This window comes from Streptomyces sp. AA1529 (genome assembly GCF_000280905.1).
In the GTDB taxonomy this organism is placed as follows: Bacteria; Actinomycetota; Actinomycetes; order Streptomycetales; family Streptomycetaceae; genus Streptomyces.
This window is the reverse complement of sequence record NZ_ALAP01000092.1, coordinates 113516-138546: the sequence shown is the minus strand read 5'-3', so window position 1 is coordinate 138546 and position 25031 is coordinate 113516. Positions and strand designations below refer to the sequence as shown.

The following is a 25031-nucleotide window of genomic DNA, read 5'->3' as shown; positions in this document are numbered from 1 at the left end:
ATCTGGAGGGCTCCACCGGGACCAGGAGCCTGCCGCGCCCGGGCCGGGACGCGGCCCAGGGCCGAAGAGGCCACACGGCGACAGAGACGGGAGACGGCGTGGCGGACACCAATCTGCATCCTGTGCTGCGGGCTGTATTCGCCCTCGCCGGCGCGGTGCTGGTCGCCGTGGGTCTCGTCCTGCTCGTCCTTCCCGGCCCCGGACTGCTGCTGGTGTTCGCCGGCATGGTGCTGCTCGCCCGCGCCGTCCCCGCCCTGCACCGCCACTTGGAACCGGTGCGGGTCCGCGCCATGCGGGCCGCCGAGGAGAGCGTGTCGTCCAGCTGGCGGATCGCCGGCTCGACGCTGGTCGGCCTCGGACTGATCGGCGCGGGCGTCGCCTGGGGGCTGGTGCCGCAACTGCCGTTCGATGGCTGGAGCACCGGAGGAAGCCTGATCGCCTCCGGCATCGTGCTCTTCGTGCTCCTCGTCTGGAGCTACCGCCGGCTGCGGCGTCCGGCCGTGTGATCGCCATGCCGGCTCCGACTTCCTCACGGAAGGCCGGATCCCGCCCCCCCCGAGGTGGCCGATCCCGACGAGTTCGACGCCGTCACCCGGCGTGTGTATCGCATCGAGGATCACCTCATCCTGCGAAGATGACGGGCGTGGTCAAGGAGAGGATCGCCGAAGCGACGCTCCTGCCCGCAGCCTGTGCACCGGCGGTCGGGCGCACACCCGGTCGCTGCACTCAGGCTCTTCGACGCGGCGGCGGGGCGCCCGTGCTGACAGCGCCCGAGGTCGTCGACGACGCCCGACGGGACGCGAGATCGGGCGATGTTCCGGAGGAGACTCTCGATGACGGACTACTACGATCTCGGCCGCTACACCCGGCCGGTGTCGACCGGGACGCGAGAGGCGCAGACCTGGTTCGACCGCGGCCTGCTGTGGAGCTATGCCTTCAACCACGAGGAGGCGATCGACTGCTTCGAGCGGGCCCGCCGGCTTGACCCGAAGTGTGCCATGGCCTCCTGGGGCATCGCCTACGCCGTGGGGCCCAACTACAACAAACCCTGGGAACGCTTCGACCCGGCCGATCTCGAGACGAGCGTGTCCCGGGCGTTCGAGGCGACTGCCCGGGCGGAACGTCTCGCGGGCGGGGCCACGCCGGTCGAGCGGGCGCTGATCGGCGCGCTCCGGCACCGATATCCTCAGCCGGAACCGGTGCCGGACCCCGCGGTGTGGAATCACCGTTACGCCGAGGCGATGCGCACGGTGTACGCGGAACACTCCGAGGACCTCGACGTGAGCACGCTGTTCGCCGACGCGCTGATGAACCTCACCCCGTGGCAGTTGTGGGACCAGCGCACCGGCCGGCCGGCCCCGGGATCACGTGCCGTGGAGGCGCGCTCCGTGCTCGAGCACGCGCTGGAACTGCCGGGCGGGCCGGAGCACCCGGGCGTGCTGCACATGTTCATCCACCTGATGGAGATGTCGTCCGCGCCGGAGCAGGCCCTGCCGGTGGCCGATCGGCTGCGCGACCTCGTCCCCGATGCCGGCCATCTGCAGCACATGCCCACGCACCTGGACGTCCTCTGCGGTGACTACGCGCGCGTGGTCTCCTCCAACACGCGTGCTGTCGAGGCGGACGAGAAGTTCGTGACGCGTTCCGGCCCGCTCAACTTCTACACGCTCTACCGCTGCCACAACTATCACTTCAAGATCTACGGCTCGATGTTCCTCGGGCAGCGGGCCGTCGCGTTGCAGACATGCAGGGAACTGGAGGCGGCGGTTCCTGAGGAGCTCCTCCGTGTCGAGGCGCCACCGATGGCGGACTGGCTCGAGGGCCTCCTTCCCCTGCGCATGCACGTGCTGATCCGCTTCGGCATGTGGCAGGAAATCATCGACGCAGAACTGCCGAGGGACTCCGAGCTCTACTGCGTGACCACGGCGATGATGCTCTATGCGAAGGCAGTCGCCCACGCCTCCGCCGGCCAGGTGGGGGTGGCCGAGACGCAGCGGGGGCTCTTCAGGGCGGCCGTGGAGCGTGTCCCGCAGTCGCGCATGCTCTTCAACAACACCTGTCGGGACATCCTCGCGGTGGCGGCCGCGATGCTGGAGGGCGAGGTGGAGTACCGCAAGGGGAACACCGAGGAGGCCTTCGCCGCGCTGCGGCGGTCGATCGGACTCGATGACGGCCTTCCCTACGACGAACCCTGGGGGTGGATGCAGCCGACCCGGCACGCCTACGGGGCGCTGCTGCTGGAGCAGGGCCGTATCGAGGAAGCCGAGGCGGTGTATCGGGCCGACTTGGGTCTGGACGGCACCATCCCACGGTCCCAGCAGCACCCGGGCAACATCTGGAGCCTGCGCGGCTACCACGAGTGCCTGACCCGGCAGGACCGCACGGGAGAGGCCACCATCATCGAACAGCAGTTGCGCCTCGCCCAGGCCAGGGCTGACATCCCGGTCGACGTCTCCTGCTTCTGCCGACTGTCGGCTGTCAGCGAATCCCTGTGACGATGGGTACAGAACGAGGACCCCGGAACATGACCAGCGTTCGATGGACATGGAACAGCCCGTCACCGTGAGCAGCCGGAATGTCATGTTCACGTGACTAACACTGTTACGATCGAGGGTTGTACCTGTCGCCAGGCCTTCCCAGGGAGCGCATCGTGCATCGTCGTCGCCATCTTCCGCGCCGAGCCACGAGATCGATGGCAGCTCTGGGGTTCGCGTGTGCGCTCTTCGTGACCGGTTGCGGCGGCGACGGAGGGCACAAGGGCGGGGACGAGAAGATCGCGGGCGCGGACGGGGGAGAGAAAGGGGCGGAGTCTTCCCCTGCTGAGGAGTCGCCGGCCGCTCAGGCGCCGAAGTTCGATTTTCCCGACGATCTCAAGCTGGACTTCGAGGACGTGCGGTCAGAGGACCCCGGGAAAGACGAGGTCCTGCAAGCCACGGAGTATGCCGCGAAGGCACGTGTCGAGGCGTACACCAAGGCGGATCCGGCGACGAAGAACATGGTCAGGTATTGGAAGCATCCCGCGCTTCAGTACTGGGGCAAGGACATCACGAGGTTCGCGGAGGACAACAGGACTTTCACCGGCTCTCTCCGCTACTACGACTTCGAGGTCACCGACCTGACGAAGAAGGGCGCATGGGTGCGGTACTGCGAGTCGCAGCGCAACGCCTTCGCCAAGGACAAGAAGTCGGGGAAGACACTCAAGACGGAGCCCAGCAAGGACGACTTCGTCGCCTGGAAGGCCGGGCTGGTCAAGAGTGACGGCGAGCAGTGGCAGGTATCGCAGACGCAAGCGACCAAGGGGGCCGCGGAATGCCAACCGTGAGCAGACGTACAGGACGCACGTGCATAGCGACAGCGGGAACCACGGTCTTTCTGCTGGCCGTGGCGTCCCCGGCACATGCGGGCGTGGGAGACGGGCAGGGCGGCACGGTGGTGGAGGAGAGGCCCACCCCGGAGAGCGACGGCAGTGACACCGTGGGCATGCATATCGCCGTGCACGGCAACGCTCCCGCCTCCGGCACGCCGATGGCACCCGCCCCCGCAGCGAACTGGAAGCCTCCGGCGTGCTGGTACGAACCGATGTGGAAGCCGAAGGCGTACAAAGAGGCACTGCGGACGGAGAGCCCCACCCCGCAGGTGCTGGGCGACTACGCGGAGGAATACCAGGCGTACCAGAAGAAGCGGGAGAAGCAGAACTACAACATCGGCAAGAAGGGCCTGTGGTGGTCCTTGCACTATGAGACAGGCAAGGACGACGCAGAATGCTTGGCCAAGGAACGCGAAATCTGGGTACCCAAGGGGAACCCTCCGGAAGACCCGGCCGCCATCGATCCGCAGATGCTCGCCGGAATCGCGTACGACAACACCAAGCTCCCCACGCCCCCGGTGAAGCTGAGCCCCGGCCCGGGCCGCCAGGTGGTGAATCTGGAGACCCGGATTGTCTTCAAGAAGCCGCTGAACCGGGTGTCGGTGACTGCCGGCATCGATCACCTCGGTGTCAACATTGCGGCGACCACGGTGGCCACTCCCAAGGCACTCACCGTGAAAGCGGGTACGGACCACGCCGAACCGAAGTCATGCACATACAACCTGTCCAAAGCCCATGGGGGCTACCAGGTCGACTCCACGGACGCGGACTGCAACATCACGTACAAGCGCTCCTCCGGCAAGGGCGGCACCTACACCTTCTCCGCCTCTGTTGTGTGGGAGGTCACCTGGACCGACTCCGCCGACCCGGACGGTCGGCCGGAAGCTCAGCCCGCCCTGCCCGACGGCAACTCCGTCTATGAACAAGCCGTCACTGTGAAGGAAATACAGTCCATCGTCCGGGACTGAGAGAACCCTCCTCCCGTTCTGCGGCCGGATCGGGACGGCCTTGCGACGGGCCGCCGGGCGGAAGTCGCCCCGCCTACCGGTATGTCGTCGAGGCCGTCGGCCTCCTGACGCGCTCGCCCCGAGTCTCGCCGATAGGCCCTCGACCGCTCGCATGCGCAGATCCGCGTGCTCGTCGAGCAGGCCATGGCCGCCCCCAAGACCCGGCGTCTCCTGCGCAGACTGCGATGCTCCACCACCCGCATCACCATCCTCTTCCAAGCCGTCCTCACCCTGCACCTGGCCTGCTCGACCGGGCGTCGCGCGCCATGGACCATCAAGTGGTCCGGAAGCCTCCGGAAACTCAGGACGAGGAGGGTCCGAGCAGATCGGCCAGCGTGGCGAGCGCCTGAGTGCCCACCAGATCCCCCGGCAGCAGCGGTACGTCGAGCAACGGTGCGTCAACCTGCTGCCGCAGCCGGACGAGGTGCTGGTCCTCCTGCCCCCGGCGCCGGGCGAGCACCTCACCGGCGTCCGCGGGGGAACGGCGGTTGGCGACGAGCGCGGCGACCTCGACGCCCAGGCCGGTGAGCTTCTCGTACACCTCCATCGTCTCGGCAATCGGGAGCAGTTCGGCGGTCAGCACGACCACGAACCCTGACTGTGCCGGATCCGTCACCACCTCGCGCAGCCGGGAGAAGCGGTTGCGTCGGCGCAGCAGGATCCGGCGCAGGTCGGCGTCGCCGTCCGACTGCTCGCCGCCGCCGAGGCCGCGCACCGCGGCGCCGAACCGCTCGGACCGGTCACGGTTGGCGAGCAGGGTCTCGGTCCAGGAGGTGAGCTGTTCGGGCAGCGCGAGCAGCCGCAGCGTGTGGCCGGACGGGGCGGTGTCGAAGACGACCAGGTCGTACGCCTCCTCCCCGAGCTCCACCGCCTCGGCGATCCGCTCCAGCACCGCCGACTCGTGGGTGCCGGGTGCCAGCCGGGCCAGCTCGAGGTGCCGGGCGGCCGGCGCGTGCATCCGCTCGGGCAGCAGCCGCCGCATCGTGCCGGCGACCGCGGAGAGGTGCTGCTCGACCGTGCGCTCGGGGTCGATCTCCAGCCCGTCGACGTGACCCGCCGTCCCGGCCCCGGGGGCGAGGTCCCCAGGGCCGGCGAGGCGCGTGGGCTCGTCGCCCACGAGGCGGTCCCAGAGGTGACCGAGGTTGTGGGCGGGATCGGTGGACACCAGCAGCACGCGGGCGCCCGCCCTGGCACGGCCGAGGGCGAGCGCCGCGGCGATGGACGTCTTGCCCACTCCGCCCTTGCCGCCGACGAAGACGACCCTGCGCGAGGTGATGAGGTCTAGCAGCACCCGACATGCTCCAGTGGCGAGCGGTCCATGCCCATCCGGCGGTGCCAGGCGTGGAAGTCCTCGTAGAGGGCGGGCATCAGCTCGACGGTGTAATACGCCGCCGGGTCGGGCACGCCCAGTGCCTCCGCGAGGACGACCATCCGGAAGAGGTCGTCCTCCTCGCGTCGGGCGCGGGCGAAAGTGCGCCGGTAGGGGCCGGCGTAGAACTCCTCCAGCCCGGCCCGGAACGAGGCCCAGCGGGACGTCACCCCGTCACCCCGGCTTTCTCCGCCGTATCGGCGTCGGGGGCCTCCGGCGGTTCCTGGGATGCCCGCCGCATCGCGACGATCGCCTCGAAGGCGACCCACACGGCGGCGACGATGATGACGACGTCGATGGTCAGCAGCAGCCAGTCCCGGGCGTCGTAGAGGTCGCCGAGCTGGGCGAGCGCGGCCCAGAACGCCATCACGAACACGACCACGAGCGGCACGAGCGCAGGAGCCGGGTTGCGGCGCTTGCGGATCAGCATGACCGCGACGATGGACAGGGTCAGGGAGGCCAGCAGCTGGTTGCTGGTGCCGAACAGCGGCCAGATCCGGAGGCCGCCGGCGCCGTCGGCGCCCTGGCTGAAGGTGAGTCCCATACCGGCGGCGAGCGCGATGAGGGTGCCGACGCCATTGCTGATCTTCAACTTCGCGACCTCACCGGCCTCCTGGACGACGAAGCGCAGCAGGCGCATGCCGGTGTCCATGGTGGTGGCGGCGAACAGGATCGCCATGGTGGCCAGCACCGTCGAGCTCAGCGAAGCCGACAGGCCCAGGCCGCTGTTGACGATCTCGCCGCCGCCCGCGACGAACGCCCCGACACCGCCCTCGCCGAAGGCGGTGTAGACGGCCTTCCAGTCGGCCATGGTGCGGTAGCCCGCGATGGCGGCGATGATCGCGCCGAGCGCGAGCATGCCCTCGCCGACCGCGCCGAAGTAGCCGACGAAACGGGCGTCGGTCTCCTTGTCCAACTGCTTCGAGGTGGTGCCCGAGGAGACCATGCCGTGGAAGCCGGAGATCGCGCCGCACGCGATGGTCACGAAGAGCAGCGGCAGGAGGTCCGGGGTGCCCGCGGGCACGGCGTCGTTGAAGGCCGGGGCGACGACCGTCGGGGCGCTCAGCAGCACCGCGACGAACAGGATGCCGAGCCCGACGAAGAGCTGGACGCCGTTGATGTAGTCCCGCGGCTGGAGCAGCACCCACACGGGCAACAGGGAGGCTATCCCGGCGTAGACGAAGAGGGCGACGATCCAGAAGGTCGCCGGGGACATGCCCAGGATCGGGTCGGGCAGTTCCACGGGGACGGCGTCACCGAGGAGCACCAGGCCGTAGAGCGCCGCGACGCCCACCACGGTGACCAGGCCGAGGCTCATCCGGTAGCGGTAGACCGCCTGGCCGACCAGCAGCGCCACCGCGACCGCGCCCCAGGCGGGGATCACCGCCGAGGGCGTGGAGATCAGCAGGTCCTTGATGACCACCGCGAAGGCCGCGATCACCATCAGGAGCAGCAGGAAGATCACGACGAGGAAGAGGTTCGCGCCCCGGGCGCCGATGTAGCGGCCCGAGAGCGTACCCATCGAGCGGCCCTTGTTGCGCGCCGAGGCCCACAGCGCGCCCAGGTCGTGCATGCCCGCGAAGAAAACCGTGCCGAGGGTGACCCACAGGAACGCGGGCACCCAGCCCCAGATCACGGCGACTGCGGGGCCGACGATCGGCGCTGCCCCCGCGACCGAGGTGAAGTGGTGACCCCACAGCACGAACTTGTTGGTCGGGACGTAGTCCACGCCGTCCTGCAGCTCGTGCGCGGGCGTCTTGAAGGACGCGTCGAGTTTGTAGACCCGGTTGCCCAGGAATTTCGAGTAGAAGACGTATCCGCCCGCGAATATCGCAAGGCCGATCAACAGCAGCGGAAGTGCGTTCATGCGAGACGCTCTCTGGATTCTGGGAGATTGAGCCGTTGCCCTGCACGGCATGTGCACCTGGCAGGGAGACAGCGTGGACGGTGGAGGGCGGCCCTCCTCGACCGAGCGATGCCGGCGACCGGAACGGGGCATCGGGTACTTTCGCCCGCTCTGCCTGGCTCGGCGGTGTACCCGGCCACCAGGTGCCGCGCCGGGGCGGCGACTGTGCCGCGGCGGCGGAGCTCTCCCGTCACGGCCGCACACGCCCGTTGGAAGCCGTCGGTCAACGCCCGGCTCGGCGTGGGTCCGTACCCGCTGTCTGCCAAGGGTGCCCCCTGACCTCCTGCTCGGATGCCGCGGGCCGGCCGCCCGGCGGTCTGCTCAGGAGTTGCCGGAGGTTCCGATTCGGTTGACAGGAGATTTCCTCGAGTTTCCGGCGGCGGGTCATGACGTCACGGGCACGCCCCGCTGTCCCGGTCGGCGGCCGTCGTGCCGGGCCGGGGAACCTCCTCGGCGGCCCGGTTGCACGCAGCGCGACGCACACACCGGACGCCACCGCCCCCGTTTCACTCCGCGGCGTCCCCGCTCCGACGTGCCCGCTGGTCACGCCGCCACAGTTGGTGGGCAACCAGCGTCAGCACTGCGGACAGCGGCACCCACAGCAGCTGGTACCAGTAGAAGAACGGGATGCCCATCAAAGCGGGGTCGCTCTTGGCGTAGGAGCCGACCCACAGCATCGCGACGAACGGGGCGACGAGACACAGGGCGATCACCACCCGGGCCGGTGTGATCACCGCTGGTCTCATCCGAGATCTTCCCGGCATACGGCGGCTCCATTCCTCGCCGACTACGCGAACAAAGCAGGACATCGAAGCGACGGTTCCGCCCCGGCGGACTCGTCGGTGAACGGGACCTTCCCACGCCTCCGTACGGTGCATGGCCGGCGCCGTGGGCGGCGTCCGTCATGGGGGAGGCGCTCCGCCGTCCCGAAGCCGGCCGAGCGGGTCACACGGTTGAGGCGCAGAGCACGAGGCAGTCGGGGAGGGCTCGCGGAAGTGAGACGAGAGCTCCGCCGGTGGGCCCGGCACCGGAGAAGACGACCCCCCGGTCCGAGGGCGTCCGGTTCAGTACCCACAGGCCGATCAGCGTGGCCAGTGTGAAGACGACCGCGATGAGCGCCGCGAGGACGAGCCTGCGCCGACGCTCGCGGCGCAGCCAGTCGCCGCGCGCAGTGCTGTAGGCGTCGGGGGCACTCCGCACCCCGTCGGCGAGCGTGGCCAGGGCCTCGCCCAGTTCCCTCTCCGTCCGGTCGGGACCGGTGTCGTTCATTTCCGGGCCTCCATCGCCTGGGTCAGCGCTGCGATACCGCGCGCCGTATGCGTCTTGACGGACCCGCAGGAGATTCCCATCGCGGCGGCGATCTCACTCTCCTTCAGCCCGAGCCAGTGCCGCAGCACCAGCGCCTCACGCTGCCGGGCCGGGAGCTGCCGCAGTGTGTCGATCAGCACACGCTGATCGTCGCGCAGCAGCGCGGTGCTCTCGGCCGAGGCGACCATCTCGTCGGGCGATCTCACCGCGTGTTTGCGTGCCATCTGCAGATGGCGTATCCGCATCCGCGTCAGGTTGCAGACCGTGGAGCGCAGATAGGCCTCAGCCGCCGCAGTGTCCTGCAGCCGCCGCCATCTGCGGTAGATCTGGTAGTAGGCCTCGGCCACCACGTTCTCCGGATCGTCGGCTCCCAGCAGCACGGCGAGTCGCAGCATCGGGGTGTAGTGCAGTTCGAACAGCCGAGCCACACCGGCCTCCCTCGCCGCGTCGGCGGGGTCGTTGATCGTGGGGGCGAGTGCGTCGGCTGGGACTGCGGGCTGCGGCACCGGCACAGGGATGCCGGATCTGTGTCTCATGGGTTGTTCGCTCCCGTCTCGGGGCGCCGTCTGAGGGTCAGACGCGGGGGCAGGTCGGTGAGGTCGGCGCCGCGCGGGACGCGGAGGCGTTCCAGAGCGAGGCTCCCGGCCACTGCGACAGTCAGATTGAGCAGCAGCGCGACGAGACCGACGTATATCTCCAGCGGTCCGGCATCCGTGCCGAGTGGCACGATGGGCGAGAACCCTTCCCGCACCACGAGGAACGTCCCGGCCACCATGCCCACCCCCCACCCGGCGAGGAGGGCCCGGGGGTGCAGCCATCGGGTGTACAGCCCCACGGCCACGGCCGGGAAGATCTGCAGGATCCAGACCCCGCCGAGCAACTGGAGGTTGATGGCGTCCTGATCGCGCAGCCCGAACACGAACGCCACCGCGCCCACCTTCGCGGTGAGCGACACCGACTTGGCTATGCGCACCTGCCGCTTGGGCGTGGCCGTCGGATGGACGTACTCGACATAGACATTGCGGACGAAGCTGGTCGCGGCCGCGATCGACATCACCGCAGCCGGGACAAGCGCCCCCACGGTGATCGCTCCGAACACCAGCCCGGCCAGCGGTCCCGGCATCAGCCGGTCCACCAGCATCGGCACGGCCGCCTCGGCCGTGCCCTCCGGCGCCCGCACCCCCACCGCGAGCGCAGCGATCCCCAGGAACCCGAAGAGCGCCAGCAGCCCGGTCCACGCGGGCAACGCCGCGGCGGTCCTGCGCAGGGTGCGCGAACCGTCGGAGGCGAAGCCCGCCGTGAGCACATGCGGGTACATCAGCAGGGCGAGAGCGGAGCCCAGGGCGAGGGTGGCGTAGGCGGGCCGATGAGCGGGGCTGAGGAGCAGTGCGGGAGAACCCAGCCGCTGGGCGGCGCCCTCGAAGACCGCACCCGGACCACCGAGCCGCACCAGGACCAACCAGGTCACGGCGGTCAGCGAGACGAAAACGGCTACGGCTTTCAGCGCGGAGATGACGGTCGGCGCCCGCAGCCCGTGCCGGTAGGTCGCCACCGCGAGCCCGGCGAACAGCGCCACCATCACCAGATCGCCGGTCGCGCCCGCCGGGTACATGCCGCCGGCTGTCAGCACCGCACGTATGCCCAGTAGCTGCAGCGCCAGATACGGCATCGTCGCGAGGATCCCGGTCAGCGCGACCACCAGGGCCAGTGGCGCGGATCCGTACCGTCCGCGCACGAAGTCGGCGACGGTGATGTAGCCGTGCCGGCGGGCCACCGTCCACAGTCGGGCCAGCAGGACGAAGACGAGCGGGCAGACGAGTACCGTGTAGGGCACCGCGAAGAACGCGGGTGCCCCGTTGCCGTACGCCAGTCCTGGTACGGCGGTGAAGGTGTACGCCGTGAAGATGGTGCCGCCGAGCAGCATCCAGGTCCACAGGGGTCCGAGGCTCCGGTCGGCCAGCGCCCAGCCTTCCAGGGACGGAAGCCGGTCGTTGGGACGCAGGCGACGCGCGGTGACCGCGAGCAGCGACGCCCCGGCGAGCACCGCGAGAAACGTCGCAGTCATGGCTGTACCGGCCATGGGTCACCGTCCTTGGTGTGCCTGTTCCCTTGCGCAGGAGTTGAACGGGCCGCCGGACCGGAGGACAGGGACCAAATCCGCCGGAAACGTTCCGTCAACCCTGCCGACGGGTGGAGAGCTCCTGCACGGCCTGCAGCGGCCAGGAGAGGATCGTAGGCCATAGCACGAACTGTGCGTCACCGGCTACCGTGCGTCGCGATCATCGGTCTGCTTCATGGGGGCCTTCCGTTGCGCCTCCGCCGGACCAGACCACTGGCACATGCATGTCGGTTCATGGAACTCCGGTGGCTCTCGGGCGAGGTGAACCGCACATCCGGGTATCTCGGGGTTGCGGGGCCGGCGCCCCGGAGATGCCGCGTTCCCGCAGCTCACATGGCGTGCTCTCACTGTCGAAGTACGCGCGGGCCGCCTTCGGCCGGTACTCAAACTCCAAAGCTTGCGCACAAATTGCACACACCCCCTCTTCAGGTGGCGCGTGATGGTCTACATTGACCGTGCTTCAGATGTTTGGACACAGGGCGACAAATGGTGATCTAACGGTCCGATGTTTCGGGCAGCCATTGGTCGTATCCCTGCGCCGGACAACAGAGGCGCTCGGCTCCGGGATCCCGAGCCGGCACCGCGGGTGTGGGGAGCATCCGGAGGTTCCGCGGGGTCCTGTGCAACCAGGGAGCCGGGTGGGGAGAGGGGGATGCGCCACCGCCCGGTGTGGTGTTCACGTACGGCCTGCGACGGCGGGAGTGCGTGCGCCCGGGCGGGAGCGTTCCCGGGGAAAGGAACAGCGCGGCGCGGGGGGCGGGTGTCTCCCGGGGAACAGTGATGGACGAACAGGTCGAACCACTGGCGAGCTGGGGGATTCTGTGCGGCAGGGGGAATTGGTCGACCCGTTACCGTCGGCGCTCGGGCGTCCGGCGGAGGGGGCAGTCAGCCGGCCCGCGAGCGACTGGGAGCAGCGGTACCGCCGTACCGTGATCACCGGCGACACCGTGGTGACCGCCTTCGTGGTGGCGGCGATCGGCATCTTCTTCGGGGCCCGGGACGCGGCCAACTGGCACGAGAAATGGGGCATCCTCGCGCTCGGCACCGAGCTGCTGGTGCTGGGGGCCCTCGCGGTGAGCCGGGCGTGGGCTCCCGCCGTGCTCGGCCAGGGTGCCGAGGAATTCCGCCGGCTCGGACGCTCGCTGTTCACGGCGGTCGTCGTGCTGGCGCTCGGCGGGATAGCCCTGACCTCGCGCAACATCAAACTCTGGATCTTCGTCGCCGTCCCCGCGATCGCGCTGCTCACCATGATCGCGCGATATCTGCTGCGGCTCTCGCTGCACAGGCAGCGGATGGCGGGCAGATGCCTGCGGCCGGTGCTGGCCGCCGGGAGCCCGGACACCGTGCGCGATCTGATATCCCGGGTCCGCAAATTCCCGCACCTCGGCTGGCGGGTGGAGGCGGTGTGCACGCCGGACGGATTCGGACTGCACGGTGACCACCTGGACGGAGTGCCCGTCGTCGGCCGGCTGGCCGACCTCGCGGGCCACGTCCGCCGGGACGGCTACCGCGTGGTCGCGGTCACCCCGGACCCGCACTGGTCGCCCGAACAGTTGCAGCGGCTGGCCTGGAACCTCGAGGGCAGCGACGCCGAGATGGTCGTGGCCCCCGTGCTGATGGAAGTGGCGGGCCCGCGGCTGCACGTCGACGCGGTGCTCGGGATACCGCTGTTACGGGTCAGCATGCCGACCTTCACCGGAGGCCGCCGGGCCGTCAAAGAGGTCGTCGACAAGATGGGTGCGACGCTCCTGCTGGTGCTGTGCGCGCCACTGATGCTGCTCGTCGGGCTCCTGGTGCTGGCGGACAGCCGCGGCGGCGCGTTCTACCGGCAGCGTCGGGTCGGCAAGGACGGCCGGGAATTCACGATACTGAAGTTCCGCACCATGGTCGCCGGGGCCGACCGGGCACGCGCCGAGCTGGCCGACCGCAACGAGGGCGCCGGGCTGCTGTTCAAACTCCGCCGGGATCCGCGGGTGACCCGGGTCGGAGCGGTGCTGCGCCGCTACTCGCTCGACGAACTCCCGCAGCTGTTCAACGTCCTGGCCGGATCCATGTCGCTCGTCGGTCCCCGGCCTCCGCTGCCGGAGGAGTCCGCCGCCTACGACCCGGACATCCGGCGGCGGCTGCTGGTCAAACCCGGGCTCACCGGCCTGTGGCAGATCAGCGGGCGCAGCGATCTGCCGTGGGAGGAGGCGGTCCGCCTCGACCTGCGGTATGTGGAGGACTGGTCGCTGGCCCTGGACACGGTGATCTTGTGGAAGACCCTGCGCGTGGTGCTCCACGGGCAGGGGGCCTACTGATGCGCGGCGGCCGTCGTCCGGCCGGCGTGCGGAACGCAGGCCGCAGCGGCCTGCTCTGGGGGAGGAACATGTCATGAGGGTCAGTGTTCTGGGGCTCGGCTACGTCGGCTGCGTGTCGGCCGCGTGCCTGGCCGGCCGGGGGCATCAGGTGGTCGGGGTGGACGTGAACCAGGCGAAGGTCGACCTGGTCAACGCAGGCAGGGCCCCGGTGGTCGAGGAGCGGATCGGCGAACTCGTCGCCGAGGTCGTGCGGACCGGGGCGTTACGCGCCACCGCTGACGTCCGCGAGGCGGTCCTGGACAGCGAGGTGACGCTCGTCTGCGTGGGCACGCCGTCGGAGCCCAACGGCAGCCTGTGCACCGCGTATCTGGAACGGGTCACCGAGCAGATCGGCGCCGCGCTGGCGGAGCGCGACGGGCGCGGCGGGCGGCAGACCGTCGTGTACCGCAGCACCATGCTCCCCGGTACCTGCCTGAACCTGCTGGTCCCGATTCTGGAGAAGTACGTCGGCGGCACCGCCGGAGTGGACTTCGGGGTCGTGGTCAACCCGGAGTTCCTGCGCGAGGGCACGAGCGTGCGGGACTTCTTCGACCCGCCCAAGACCGTCATCGGCGAGCTCGACCCGGCGAGCGGCGACGCGGTGGCGGCACTGTACGACGGTCTGCCCGGCGAGGTCTTCCGGGTACCGGTCCCGACGGCCGAGGCGATCAAGTACGCCGACAACGCCTTCCACGGCCTCAAGATCGGCTTCGCGAACGAGCTGGGCGCGGTGTGCCAGGCCCTCGGAGTGGACTCGCACCAGGTGATGGACGTGTTCCTGGCCGACCGCAAGCTGAACGTCAGCCCGGCCTATCTGCGGCCCGGCTTCGCCTTCGGCGGCTCCTGCCTGCCCAAGGACCTGCGCAGCCTGGTCCACGCGGCCCGGCGGGCCGACGTCTCGGTGCCCATCCTCGCCCACGTGCTGCCCTCCAACTCCGACCATCTGCAGCGTGCGGTGGACCTGGTCGAGCGCACCGGCAAGCGGCGCGCCGGACTGCTCGGGCTCTCCTTCAAACCCGGCACCGACGACCTGCGCGAGAGCCCGCTCGTCGAGCTGGCGGAACGGCTCTACGGCAAGGGGTACGACCTGCGGATCCACGACGCCAACGTGAGCCTCTCCCGGCTGCTGGGCGCCAACCGCGAGTACATCGAGACCCGGCTGCCGCACCTCGCCCAGCTCCTCGCCGACTCCGTCTCCGAGGTGCTCGAACACGCCGAGGTGTGTCTGGTCGGGACCAGGGACCCCGCCGTCCTCTCGGCGCTGCCGCCCGCCGGCGAGGGACCGGAGCTGATCGACCTCGTCCACCTCCCCGACGCCGAGGCGCGCCGGGCCGAACAGGGGTACCTGGGTCTTGCCTGGTGACACGGCCGCCGGCGGCCGGCCGGGCCGGCGCGCGCTGATCCTCGTGGAGAACCTGTCGGTCCCCTTCGACCGGCGGGTGTGGCAGGAGTGCAGGACGCTGCACGACGCCGGCTGGGAGGTGGACGTCATCTGCCCCCGCGGAGGGAAACGGGACACCGAGCCGGAGGCGGAGATCGACGGGATACGGATCCACCGTTATCCGCTGCGCGCGGCCACCGGAGGGCCGACCGGGTATCTGCGGGAGTACGGAGCGGCGCTGTGGCACACGGTGCGGCTGGCCCGCCGGGTCGGCCCGGTCGATGTGGTCCACGCCTGCAATCCGCCCGACCTGCTGTTCCTCCCGGCACTGTGGCTGAAGCGGCGCGGCGCACGGTTCGTCTTCGACCAGCACGACCTGGTCCCCGAGCTGTATCTCTCCCGGTTCGGCCGCGGCGAGGACCTGCTGCACCGCGCAGTCCGCGCGCTGGAGCGGATGACCTACCGGGCGGCGGACATCGTGCTCGCCACGAACGAGAGCTACCGGGAGGTCGCGCTGCGCCGCGGCGGCCGGAGCGCGGCGGACGTCTTCGTGGTGCGCAGCGCGCCCGACACCGACCGGTTCCGTGCCGTACCGCCGGAGCCGGAGCTGAAGCGGGGCAAGCCGCACCTGCTGTGCTACCTCGGTGTCATGGGCCCGCAGGACGGCGTCGACTACGCCCTGCGCGCCCTCGCGAAACTCCGCGACGACCTGGGGCGGACCGACTGGCACGCGGTGTTCGTCGGCGCCGGCGACACCTTCGACGCGATGGTGGAGCTCTCCCGGCGGCTCGGGCTCTCCGAGCAGGTGCAGTTCACCGGGCGGATCCCGGACGCCGACCTGGTGCGCTATCTGTCCACCGCCGACGTGTGCCTCTCTCCCGATCCGCACAATCCGCTCAACGACGTGTCGACCATGAACAAGGTCCTGGAGTACATGGTGATGGGCCGGCCGATCGTCTCCTTCGACCTGCGGGAGGCCCGGGTCTCGGCCGGAGAGGCCGCCGTCTACGCACCCGCCGACGACGAGGCCGCGTTCGCCGAGGCCGTGGCGGAGCTGCTGGACGATCCGGAGAAGCGGGCCCGGATGGGCAGGATCGGCCGGGAACGGATCAGCGGGAAGCTCTCCTGGCGGAACTCCCAGCAGTCGCTGCTCGCCGCCTACGCCGCCGCCTGCCGCGACCACCCGGTCGCGACGGGCACCCCGGTCCCGGCGGGCAAGAGGCGACGCCGTTGAGCGACGACACGATACGCCTGCTCACGATCGGGCGGCTGCTCCGCCGGCGCCGGCGCCTGCTCGCCGTCCTCGTCGTGGTGGGCGCGCTCATCGGCTACGGCACCTCGGCGCTGTTCCCGCCCCGCTACACCGCGTCGGCGTCGGTACTGCTGCCGGGGCAGTGGGAGGAGCGCGAGCTGCTGACCCAGGTGGAGATCGCGACCAGCTCGTCCGTGGCCGACCGTGCGGCCGCCGCGCTCGACTGGCGGGGTGTCAGCGGCACCGAGCTGCGGGACCGGGTACGTGCCCAGGCGGCGGACGGGAACATCATCACCATCTCCGGTACGGCCGAGACGCCGGAGCGCGCGCAGCAGCTCTCCGACCGGATGGCCCAGCAGTTCGTCACCTTCGCGGCGCGGATCGCGGGCGAGGGCACCGACGCCGACGCGGCGGCGGGGACACAGGCACTGCGGCAGAAGGTGCGGGAGACCGACCGCAGGATCACCGAGCTGGCCGAGGCGGCCGATCCGGGGCGGACCGTGGAGAGCGTGCAGGCCCGCACCGAGCTGGAGAAGCTGCGCACCGTGCTGCAGGAGGCCATGAAGAAGCTGGACGACGCCGCCCCGGCGAGCAGCAGGACCGGTCTGGTCGTCATGGGGCCGGCGGCCCGGCCCACCGGAGAGGCACCGCCGACGACGCCGCAACGGGTGGGCGCCGGGGCGCTGCTGTTCTTCCTGCTCGGCGTCGTCTGGCAGCTCGCCGCCGCACGGATGAGCCGCCGGCTGGACAGCGGAGGGGAGATCGCCGCGGCACTGGGCTCGGTGCTGCTGGGCACCGTCGAGGTGCCCGGCGAACAGCTCGCGCACCGCCATGCGGGACGCGGCCGGGCCTGGATCCGCCGGCTGCTGGGCCTGGACACCCGTTGGCACGGACCCGTGCCGCGGACGTCCGGCGGCGAGGCCGACCGGCGGATCCGCTGCCGCCGGGTGTGCGCCCGCCTCCGGGAGGAGCTGCCGGCGGCCCCCCGGCGGGTGCTGGCCGTGGTACCGGAGGGTGACGTGCTCGGCCGCCGGGCCGCCGAGCAGCTCGCCGCCGAGACCGGGAGCGATCCGCTGCTGCCGGCGGTGGAGGTGTCCGTGTCCCGCCCGCTGGTGCCGGACCACGACACCGAGTCCGGTGCCCTGGTCGTGCTCGGTGCCGGCAGCTGGACCGCGGAGGAGCTCGGCGGCATCGCCGGGGCGTGTGCGGACGCGGGGCACCGGGTCCTCGGGGCCGTCGTCGCCGAACCGGTCCGGGCCCGGCCGGAGCGGCCCGCCGGCCGTCCGGCGCAGCCCCCGGAGCAGTCAGTCGCGGTCGGTGGCACCGCGAGGGGAGGCCCGGCGTGACGACGAGCCGGACCGCGGACGCGCCGGGCGCCGCTCCGCTGCTGGACCTGCAGTCGCTGGTCGCGGCGGTGCGCCGGCGCCGCCGCCTCTGGTCCTCCATGGCGCTGCTGGGGCTGCTGGTCGGTGCGGCCGTGGCGGTCCTGCTGCCCCCGCCGCCGGCCGCGGTGACCACGGTGCTGGTCGCGCACCAGGAGGACCAGCCCAACGACACCGGAACCCTCATCCGTACCGACGTCGAACTGCTGGGCACCACCCGGATCGCGGGCCGGGCCCTGCGGTCCCTCCACTCCTCCGCGGACCCCGAGGACTTCCTGCGGGACTACCGGGGCACCGGCGTGACCAACAACCTGCTGCGGATCGATGTGACGGGTGAGGACGAAGCGCAGGCGGTGGCCCGGGCCGAGGCGCTGGCCGACGCGTTCGTCGCCGACCATGTGCGGCGGATGCGCGAGACCGCCGAAGCCGAGGCCAAGGCCCTGCTCGACCAGCGCGACCGGATGCGGGACGAACTCGCCCGGGTCAACACGTCGATCGGCGGCCGCTCACCGGAGAGTGGCCCGAAGGCGTCGGCGCGGATCGAGTCGCTCTTCGCCCGCCGGGCCGAACTCAACTCGCGCATCGCCGACTTCGACCAGCGGGCCGCGGAGGCGCGTACCGGCACGCCCCGGATCGTCGCCGGGACGCAGATCGTGGACGCCCCGCGCGCGGTGCACCACTCGCTGCCCGCGGCCGCCGCCACCGACGCCGCGATCGGGCTCGCCCTGGGGCTCGCCCTCGGGCTCGCGGTGGCCGCGGTCGGCGCGGTGGTGGCGGACCGCCCCGTGCTGCGCCGGGAGATCGCGGCGAACCTGGGCGCCTCGGTCCTCGCGGAACTGCCCCTGCGGACCGGCAGGCTGTGGCAGCCGAAGCGGAAGCGGGCGGCGCATGAACGGCTCACCGCGACCCTGGCCCGCACCGTGCGCGGCTCCGCCGAACCGCTCTCGCTGCTGGAGCTGGGGTGCGCACGCCGCACGGGCGTGCTCGCCCTGGACCTGGCCGGAACCCTCGCGGCGGACGGTCCGGTGGCGGTACTCGACGGTCTGCCCGGCCCGTACCTGACCAACCGCCGCCGGCAGCCGGACGACCCGGTCGTGCCGGTCGGCGGCGAGCGGGCCGCGGGTACGGAGCACCCGGAACGCCGGCTCGGTGTCGGCTCGGTCGCGCCCGGTACGGCCTGGACCGACCTGAGACACCTGGGAACCCGGACCGTCCTGGTCGTGCGCGCCGGGCACGGCAGCGCCGCCTGGCTGCACACGGTGGCGCGGCAGCTGGCCGACCAGCACATCCCGGTGCTCGGCGTGGTGCTGATCGACCCCGACCCGCGGGACCGGACCGACGGCACGCTCTGGGACGGCACGCACACCGCGGCACGCGGCCGGAACGAACGCCCGGCGGCCGGGCGGAACGGGACGGCCGTCCCGCAGCCGGAACGGCTGCCCGTGCCGGCGGCTCGGGTCCCGGACAGCGACCAGGAGGCGAGATAGGACATGTGCGGCATCACCGGAACGTACCGATGGCCGGACGGGAAGGGTGTCACCGACCGGCTCACCGACACCCTCGCCCATCGCGGCCCGGACGGGGCGGGACGCTACAGCCACCCCCTCGGCGACGGGGAGGTGCACCTGGGGCACCGCCGGCTGGCCGTCATCGACCTGTCCGGGACCGGCGCCCAGCCGATGGCCGCGGACGGTCTCGTCCTGACCTACAACGGCGAGCTGTACAACGCGCCCGAACTGCGTGCCGAACTGGCGGCCCGCGGGGTGCGCTTCCGCGGCACGTCCGACACCGAGGTGCTGCTGGAGGCCTGGCGGCGCTGGGGTACGGACTGCCTGCCCCGGCTGCGCGGCATGTTCGCCTTCGCCGTCTTCGACGAGCGCACCGGAGAGCTGGTGCTCGCCCGCGACCAGCTCGGCATCAAGCCGCTCTTCCTGCTCCGGCGGGGCACGGGCCTGGTGTTCGCCTCCGAGCTGAAGGCCCTGGCCGCCGCCACCGGCGGGTCGATGCAGGTGGACCCCGCGGCGATGGTGGCCTCACTGCTGTACTACTGGGTGCCGGATTCGCGGTGTGCGCTCCGCGGGGCGGAGAAGCTCCCGCCGGGCAGCTGGCTGAGGTGCCGGCCCGACGGGCGGGTGGAGCGCGGCCGGTACTGGGACCTGCGCCAGGTCGCGGCCGAGGGCCGGGAGCGTGCCCGGGCCGGGGAGCAGCCGGATCTCGCCGCGGTCGTCGAGGAGTCGACCCGCCGCCATCTGCTCTCCGACGTACCCGTGGCGACCTTCCTCTCCGGCGGGCTGGACTCCAGCTATCTGACCGCGCTGGCGGCCCGCGACCTGCCCGGGATCTCCGCCTACACGATCGGGTTCCGCGCCGAGGACGCCAGGTTCGAGGCGATGCCGGACGACCTGCGCCACGCCCGGCGGGTCGCCGAGCGGTTCGGCGTCGACCTGCGGGAGATCGAGATCGCTCCGGACGTGCTCGATCTGCTGCCGCGGATGACGTACCACCTGGACGAGCCGATCGGCGATCCGGCCGCGATCAACACCTTCCTGATCTGCTCGGCCGCCCGGGAGGCCGGGGTGAAGGTGCTGCTCTCGGGAATGGGCGCGGACGAGCTGTTCGCCGGATACCGCAAGCACCTGGCCAACCTGCTCGCGGTCCGCTACCGGCGTGTTCCGCGGCCGCTGCGGCGCGGTCTGTCCAGGGCCGTGGACCGGCTGCCGGTCGCCTCGGCCCGCCGCGGATACCGGTCGGTGCGCTTCGCCAAGCGGTTCCTCTCCTTCGCCGACCTGCCGGAGGAGACCGCGTTCCGGCGCAGCTACACCATGTACGACCGGGACGAACTGCTCGCCCTGGTCGATCCGGACCTGGCCGGCACGGTCGAGGACGTGCTGACCGAGCATGCGGACGTCTACCGGGACAACGAACTCGACGACTTCGTCAACCGCATGTGCCTGGCCGACGCCCGGATGTTCCTGCCGGGCCTGAACCTCACCTATACCGACCGGTCGAGCATGGCCGCCTCGACGGAGGTGCGGGTGCCCTACGTGGACGTCGAGGTGGTCAGGGCGGCGTTCGCCGTGCCGGGGGAGCGCAAGATCGCCGGACGGCAGGGCAAGGCCGTCCTCAAGGAGGCGGCCGCCTCGATCCTGCCCGAGGAGATCGTCCACCGCCCCAAGGGCCTGTTCAGCGCTCCGCTGCGGGCCTGGATGAGCCGTGATCTGGCGCCGCTGGTCCGCGAGGTGCTGCACGACGGTGTGCTCGTCGAGTCCGGGTTCCTGCGCCGTGACGCGCTGGAGCGGCTCGTCGCCGAGGACGCCGCCGGGCAGCGGGACCACGCCAAGCATCTGTGGCACGTGCTGACCCTCGAGTACTGGTACCGCGGCGCGACCTCGGGGATCGGCCACAACTCTCAGCTGACGGCGTAGAGACAAGAGGACTTCGTGAAACAGGTTGTGCAGAACTACAAGAGCGGCGAGCTGACGGTGCTCGACGTGCCGGTACCGGGGTGCAAGCCGGGGGGTGTACTGGTCCGCAGCGCCTACTCGCTGATATCCACCGGGACCGAGCTGATGAAGGTCTCCGAGGCCGGGATGTCGATGCTGGGCAAGGCCCGCTCCCGCCCGGACCAGGTGGCCAAGGTCATGCAGAGCGTGGCCACCGACGGGGTGCCCGCCACCTACCGCAAGGTGATGGGCAGGCTGGACTCCTGGACGCCGCTGGGCTACTCGCTGTGCGGGGTGGTCGAGCAGGTGGGCACGGGGATCGACGACGTCGCGGTGGGCGACCTCGTGGCCTGCGCCGGCAATGAGCACGCGCTGCACGCCGAGCTGAACTGGGTGCCGAAGAACCTCTACGCCCGAGTGCCGGACGGCCTCGCGCCGCGGCACGCGGCGTTCGGGACGGTCGGGGCCATCGCGCTGCAGGGCGTCCGCCGCGGCGAGCCGCAGCTGGGCGACGTGGCGCTGGTCGTCGGCCTCGGGCTGATCGGGCAGCTGGTGGTGCAGCTGCTGGCCGCCTCGGGAGTCCGCGTCGTGGGGGCGGACCCGGACCCGGCGCGCTGCGAACTCGGCGCCCGGCTGGGCGCGGTGGCCTGCGGCGATCCCGCGTCCGCCGCGGTGGCGACGGCCGTCGCCGAACTCAGCGGCGGGCACGGCGTGGACCAGGTGTATCTGGCCGCCGGCGGCGGCAGCAACGAGCCCGTCGAGCTGGCCGCCCGGCTGAGCCGGGACCGCGGCCGGGTCGTCGACATCGGCAAGTGCCGTCTGGACCTGCCGTGGAACGCGTACTACGAGAAGGAACTCGACGTACGGTTCTCCCGCAGCTACGGCCCCGGGCGCTACGACCCGGAGTACGAGCTGGCCGGGCGGGACTATCCGATCGGCTACGTGCGCTGGACCGAACGCCGCAACCTGGCGTGCTTCCTCGACCTGCTGGCCCGCGGCTCCGCCGACGCGGAGCCCCTCGTCTCCCATGTCGCCGCCTTCGACGACGCCGTCGAGACCTACCGGCGCCTGTCGGACGGCGACCTGAAGGCCGTGGCCGTGCTGTTCCGGTACCCGGGCCCCGCCGGACAGCCGGCGGACGCGGCGGCACCCGAGCTGACCGTACCGGCGGCACCCGAGGTGGCCGTACCGGCGGTGCGGCGCCGCGGCGCCGCGGCGTCCGTTCCCGCCCGGGCCGCCGCCGCACCGGTGCGGCTGGCGTTCGTCGGCGCGGGCAACTACGCGTCGTCGATGCTGCTGCCGCACCTGGCCCAGCGGGACGGTGTCGCACTGTCGACCGTCGTGACCACGACGGCGCTCTCGGCCGCCAACGCGAAGCGGAAGTTCGGCTTCGCCGAGGCGACCACCGATCTCGACGCCGTGCTCGGCGACCCGGCCGTCGATGCGGTGTTCGTGGTCACCCGGCACAGTTCGCACGCCGAACTGACCCGCAGGGCGCTGCTGGCCGGGAAGGCGGTCTTCGTGGAGAAGCCGCTGGCCCTCACCGAGGACGAGCTGGCCGGTGTGCTCGCGGCGGTGGAGGAGTCCGGCAACGACCGGCTGCAGGTGGGCTTCAACCGCCGGTTCGCGCCGCTGCTGCGCCAGGCCAGGAAGCGGTTCGGCGCCCGCACCGGTCCGGCGAGCGTCCGCTACCTGGTCAACGCCGGCCGGCTGGCGCACGGCAGCTGGTACCTCCGGCAGGGTACGGAGGGCTCCCGGTTCACCGGGGAGGGCGGGCATTTCATCGACACGGTGAGCTGGCTGCTCGGAGGCGATCCCGTCTCGGTGTACGCGGTCGCCACACCCGACAACGAGGACCTCCAAGTCGTGCTGCGCTACCCGGACGGGTCGACCGCCACCCTCGGCTATGTCACCAGCGGTTCGCCCGGCTTCCCCAAGGAGACGCTGGACCTCGTCGCGGACGGCAAGGTGCTGCGGCTCGACGACTTCGTGCGGGCCTCGGTACACGGCCCCAAGCGGTGGGCCTCCCCGCGGCTGTCCAGGACCCGGGACAAGGGCCAGCGCACCGAACTGGCCGCGTTCCTCCGGGCGGTGCGCACCGGCGGGCCGATGCCGGTGCCGCTGGAGTCGCTCGCCGCCACCACGGCGGCCACCCTCGCCGTGCGCACCGCGCTGGTCGCCGGCGCACCGGTGACCCTGGCGGGGCCGCGATGACGATGAGCGCGGGCTGGTACCTGCGGCGGCTCTCCCGCATGGGACCCGGGGAGGCCGTCGGCCGTGCGGGCGACGCGGTGCGCAGGCGGCGCTGGCGGTCCCTGCGGCCGGACTGTCCGCGGGTGACCGGCGCCCGGTTCACCTCCGTACTGCCCGCCGGCGCACTCGCCGCGGTGCCCCCGGACGCCGCGAAGCGGCTCGTCGCCGAGGCGGACCGGCTGCTGGAAGGGCACGCCGCCCACTTCGGCGTGGAGCGCGCCGACCTGTCCGACCCGGACTGGTGGTACGACCCGAAGACCGGGCGCCGTGCGCCGCGCGGCTACGCCTTCGACATGCCCTACCGGGACGAGGACGCGGTCGGGGACATCAAGCAGATCTGGGAACTCTCCCGGCACCAGTACCTCACCGTGCTCGCCGCCGCCTACGCGCTCACCGGCGACGAGCGGTACGCCGAGCGGACGGCCGGTCATCTGCGGTCGTGGTGGCGGACCAATCCGCCGCTGTGCGGGGTGCACTGGGTCAGCGGCATCGAGCTGGGCATCCGGCTGCTCTCCTGGGTGTGGATCCGCCGGCTGCTGGAGGGCTGGCCGGGCGCGGCGGAGCTGTTCGAGGACAACCCGGTGGCGGTGGCCCAGATATGGCACCACCAGCGCTGGCTGGCCGCCTTCCCCAGCCGCGGGTCGTCGGCGAACAACCACGTCGTCGCCGAGGCCGCCGGGCAGTCCGCGGCGGCCTGCGCGTTCGGGTGGTTCCCCTCCTCCGCACGGTGGCGCGCCGAGGCGCTGCGGACGCTGGAGCGGCAGTTGCGCAGCAACACCTTCGCCTCCGGCCTGAACCGAGAGTCGGCCACCGAGTACCACGGACTCGTCCTGGAGCTCGGCCTGGCCGCGGTGGCCGAGGCGGATGCCGCCGGGGTGCCGGTCCCCGCCTCGATCCGGCGGGTGCTGCTGCGGATGACCGACGCGCTCGCGGCCGTGGTGGACAGCCGCCTGCGGCCACCGCGCCAGGGGGACGGGGACGACGGGCACGGACTGGTCCTGGACGGCCCGGGCACCGACCGCTGGGCCTCGCTGCTGGCCACCGGGGACGCCGTGTTCGGCGGGCTCGCCTGGTGGCCGGCGGTGACCGGGACCGATGTGCGCACTCCGCTGCTGGGCGCGCTGCTCCGGCCCACCGCACCGGCGACGGCCCGGCCCGCCGTCCGTCCGGCCCATTTCGCCGACGCGGGCATGACCATCCTGCGCGGACCGGGGGAGATCTGGTGCCGCTGCGACGGCGGTCCGCACGGCTTCCTGTCCATCGCCGCGCACGCCCACGCGGACGCGCTGTCCGTGGAGGTCCGGCACGACGGGGTGGACGTGCTCGCCGACCCGGGAACGTACTGCTACCACGGGCAGCCCGGGTGGCGGCAGTACTTCCGTTCCACCCTGGGCCACAACACTCTGCAACTGGACGGCGCCGACCAGTCCGTCTCCGGCGGCCCGTTCCTGTGGACCCGGCACGCCCGCAGCCGCGTCCTGGTCGCGGACCCCTCAGCGGAGGGCGCGGCCCGCTGGTGCGCCGAGCACGACGGCTACCGGCACTCCGTGCACCGTCGCCGGGTGGAGCTGACCGCCGACGACCGGGAGCTGCGGATGGTCGACGAGGTGCGCGGACCGCGCCGGGCCGCGCGCCTGGCGTTCCACCTCGGCCCGGCGGTCACCGCGGAACTCGTCGAGAACCGGGCCGTGCTCAGCTGGCTGCGGGACGGCGAGGACCGCTCCGCCGTGCTCGAACTGCCCGAGCGGCTGACCTGGCGGGCCCATCGCGGCGAGACCGACCCGCCACTGGGCTGGTACTCCGCCGGGTTCGGGCGCAAGGAACCCGCCACGACGCTGGTCGGCAGCGGGTTTACCGACAGCGCCGAGGGATTCGTCACCGTACTCAGGTTCCGGGGCTAGGGGG

Annotated in this window: 19 protein-coding genes and 1 pseudogene; 13 read left to right on the top strand and 7 right to left on the bottom strand. The window is 71.6% G+C overall.

Annotation, left to right across the window (positions count from 1 at the left end; translation table 11 throughout):
- Positions 1-98 precede the first annotated feature (98 nt).
- The 5 genes and pseudogenes from A949_RS0126480 to A949_RS36835 all read left to right on the top strand — a co-directional run.
- Complete coding sequence (locus A949_RS0126480) at positions 99-506, top strand: PGPGW domain-containing protein (RefSeq protein ID WP_019359072.1); 408 nt, start codon at positions 99-101, stop codon at positions 504-506.
- A 327-nt stretch (positions 507-833) separates the two neighbouring features.
- Positions 834-2495, top strand: a complete 1662-nt coding sequence (locus A949_RS0126475) for a tetratricopeptide repeat protein (RefSeq protein ID WP_019359071.1) — start codon at positions 834-836, stop codon at positions 2493-2495.
- Between the two features lie 197 nt (positions 2496-2692).
- Entirely contained in the window at positions 2693-3322 is a 630-nt protein-coding gene (locus tag A949_RS0126470; protein ID WP_019359070.1) for a hypothetical protein, read from the top strand.
- Between the two features lie 83 nt (positions 3323-3405).
- On the top strand, positions 3406-4335 hold the full coding sequence (locus A949_RS0126465; RefSeq protein ID WP_158687638.1) for a hypothetical protein: 930 nt from the start codon (positions 3406-3408) through the stop codon (positions 4333-4335).
- A gap of 135 nt (positions 4336-4470) precedes the next feature.
- Positions 4471-4623: pseudogene (locus A949_RS36835) on the top strand (IS5/IS1182 family transposase); the annotation flags it as partial.
- Between the two features lie 52 nt (positions 4624-4675).
- Here the strand turns inward: A949_RS36835 and A949_RS0126460 are convergent.
- The 7 genes from A949_RS0126460 to A949_RS0126430 all read right to left on the bottom strand — a co-directional run bounded on the left by A949_RS0126460 (position 4676) and on the right by A949_RS0126430 (position 11037).
- Entirely contained in the window at positions 4676-5665 is a 990-nt protein-coding gene (locus A949_RS0126460) for an ArsA family ATPase (protein WP_019359068.1), read from the bottom strand.
- Complete coding sequence (locus A949_RS0126455) at positions 5656-5913, bottom strand: cory-CC-star protein (protein WP_019359067.1); 258 nt, start codon at positions 5911-5913, stop codon at positions 5656-5658. The genes A949_RS0126460 and A949_RS0126455 overlap by 10 nt, the downstream gene beginning before the upstream one ends.
- Complete coding sequence (locus A949_RS0126450; protein ID WP_019359066.1) at positions 5910-7610, bottom strand: carbon starvation CstA family protein; 1701 nt, start codon at positions 7608-7610, stop codon at positions 5910-5912. The genes A949_RS0126455 and A949_RS0126450 overlap by 4 nt, the downstream gene beginning before the upstream one ends.
- A 545-nt stretch (positions 7611-8155) precedes the next feature.
- On the bottom strand, positions 8156-8395 hold the full coding sequence (locus A949_RS0126445; RefSeq protein WP_106428915.1) for a DUF3311 domain-containing protein: 240 nt from the start codon (positions 8393-8395) through the stop codon (positions 8156-8158).
- Between the two features lie 199 nt (positions 8396-8594).
- Positions 8595-8918, bottom strand: a complete 324-nt coding sequence (locus A949_RS34670) for a hypothetical protein (protein ID WP_019359064.1) — start codon at positions 8916-8918, stop codon at positions 8595-8597.
- Positions 8915-9493, bottom strand: coding sequence for a sigma-70 family RNA polymerase sigma factor (locus A949_RS0126435; protein ID WP_026005056.1), 579 nt, complete (start codon positions 9491-9493; stop codon positions 8915-8917). Before A949_RS0126435 ends, A949_RS34670 begins: the two co-directional genes overlap by 4 nt.
- Complete coding sequence (locus tag A949_RS0126430; protein WP_019359062.1) at positions 9490-11037, bottom strand: sodium:solute symporter family protein; 1548 nt, start codon at positions 11035-11037, stop codon at positions 9490-9492. The genes A949_RS0126435 and A949_RS0126430 overlap by 4 nt, the downstream gene beginning before the upstream one ends.
- 860 nt (positions 11038-11897) lie before the next feature.
- Here A949_RS0126430 and A949_RS0126425 point away from each other — a divergent pair.
- From A949_RS0126425 to A949_RS0126390, 8 genes are all read left to right on the top strand, one after another.
- Positions 11898-13376: a sugar transferase gene (locus tag A949_RS0126425; RefSeq protein ID WP_026005055.1), complete on the top strand. Its 1479-nt coding sequence runs from the start codon at positions 11898-11900 to the stop codon at positions 13374-13376.
- Positions 13377-13449: 73 nt separating this feature from the next.
- Entirely contained in the window at positions 13450-14778 is a 1329-nt protein-coding gene (locus tag A949_RS0126420; protein WP_019359060.1) for a nucleotide sugar dehydrogenase, read from the top strand.
- Positions 14768-16030, top strand: a complete 1263-nt coding sequence (locus tag A949_RS0126415; RefSeq protein WP_019359059.1) for a glycosyltransferase family 4 protein — start codon at positions 14768-14770, stop codon at positions 16028-16030. Before A949_RS0126420 ends, A949_RS0126415 begins: the two co-directional genes overlap by 11 nt.
- Entirely contained in the window at positions 16027-17394 is a 1368-nt protein-coding gene (locus tag A949_RS0126410; RefSeq protein ID WP_019359058.1) for a Wzz/FepE/Etk N-terminal domain-containing protein, read from the top strand. Before A949_RS0126415 ends, A949_RS0126410 begins: the two co-directional genes overlap by 4 nt.
- Entirely contained in the window at positions 17391-18917 is a 1527-nt protein-coding gene (locus tag A949_RS0126405; protein WP_019359057.1) for a Wzz/FepE/Etk N-terminal domain-containing protein, read from the top strand. Before A949_RS0126410 ends, A949_RS0126405 begins: the two co-directional genes overlap by 4 nt.
- A gap of 3 nt (positions 18918-18920) precedes the next feature.
- On the top strand, positions 18921-20855 hold the full coding sequence (gene asnB / locus A949_RS0126400; RefSeq protein WP_019359056.1) for an asparagine synthase (glutamine-hydrolyzing): 1935 nt from the start codon (positions 18921-18923) through the stop codon (positions 20853-20855).
- 15 nt (positions 20856-20870) lie between these two features.
- Positions 20871-23087: a bi-domain-containing oxidoreductase gene (locus tag A949_RS0126395; RefSeq protein WP_026005054.1), complete on the top strand. Its 2217-nt coding sequence runs from the start codon at positions 20871-20873 to the stop codon at positions 23085-23087.
- Entirely contained in the window at positions 23084-25027 is a 1944-nt protein-coding gene (locus A949_RS0126390) for an alginate lyase family protein (RefSeq protein WP_019359054.1), read from the top strand. Before A949_RS0126395 ends, A949_RS0126390 begins: the two co-directional genes overlap by 4 nt.
- Positions 25028-25031 lie beyond the last annotated feature (4 nt).

What these genes read in the sequence shown, in the direction of transcription:
- A949_RS0126430 (WP_019359062.1), bottom strand. Translation starts at nt 11,037, where the DNA reads ATGGCCGGTACAGCCATGACTGCGACGTTTCTCGCGGTGCTCGCCGGG.
- A949_RS0126450 (WP_019359066.1), bottom strand. Translation starts at nt 7,610, where the DNA reads ATGAACGCACTTCCGCTGCTGTTGATCGGCCTTGCGATATTCGCGGGC.
- A949_RS0126445 (WP_106428915.1), bottom strand. Translation starts at nt 8,395, where the DNA reads ATGAGACCAGCGGTGATCACACCGGCCCGGGTGGTGATCGCCCTGTGT.
- A949_RS0126420 (WP_019359060.1), top strand. Translation starts at nt 13,450, where the DNA reads ATGAGGGTCAGTGTTCTGGGGCTCGGCTACGTCGGCTGCGTGTCGGCC.
- A949_RS34670 (WP_019359064.1), bottom strand. Translation starts at nt 8,918, where the DNA reads ATGAACGACACCGGTCCCGACCGGACGGAGAGGGAACTGGGCGAGGCC.
- A949_RS0126470 (WP_019359070.1), top strand. Translation starts at nt 2,693, where the DNA reads ATGGCAGCTCTGGGGTTCGCGTGTGCGCTCTTCGTGACCGGTTGCGGC.
- A949_RS0126390 (WP_019359054.1), top strand. Translation starts at nt 23,084, where the DNA reads ATGACGATGAGCGCGGGCTGGTACCTGCGGCGGCTCTCCCGCATGGGA.
- A949_RS0126435 (WP_026005056.1), bottom strand. Translation starts at nt 9,493, where the DNA reads ATGAGACACAGATCCGGCATCCCTGTGCCGGTGCCGCAGCCCGCAGTC.
- A949_RS0126475 (WP_019359071.1), top strand. Translation starts at nt 834, where the DNA reads ATGACGGACTACTACGATCTCGGCCGCTACACCCGGCCGGTGTCGACC.
- asnB (WP_019359056.1), top strand. Translation starts at nt 18,921, where the DNA reads ATGTGCGGCATCACCGGAACGTACCGATGGCCGGACGGGAAGGGTGTC.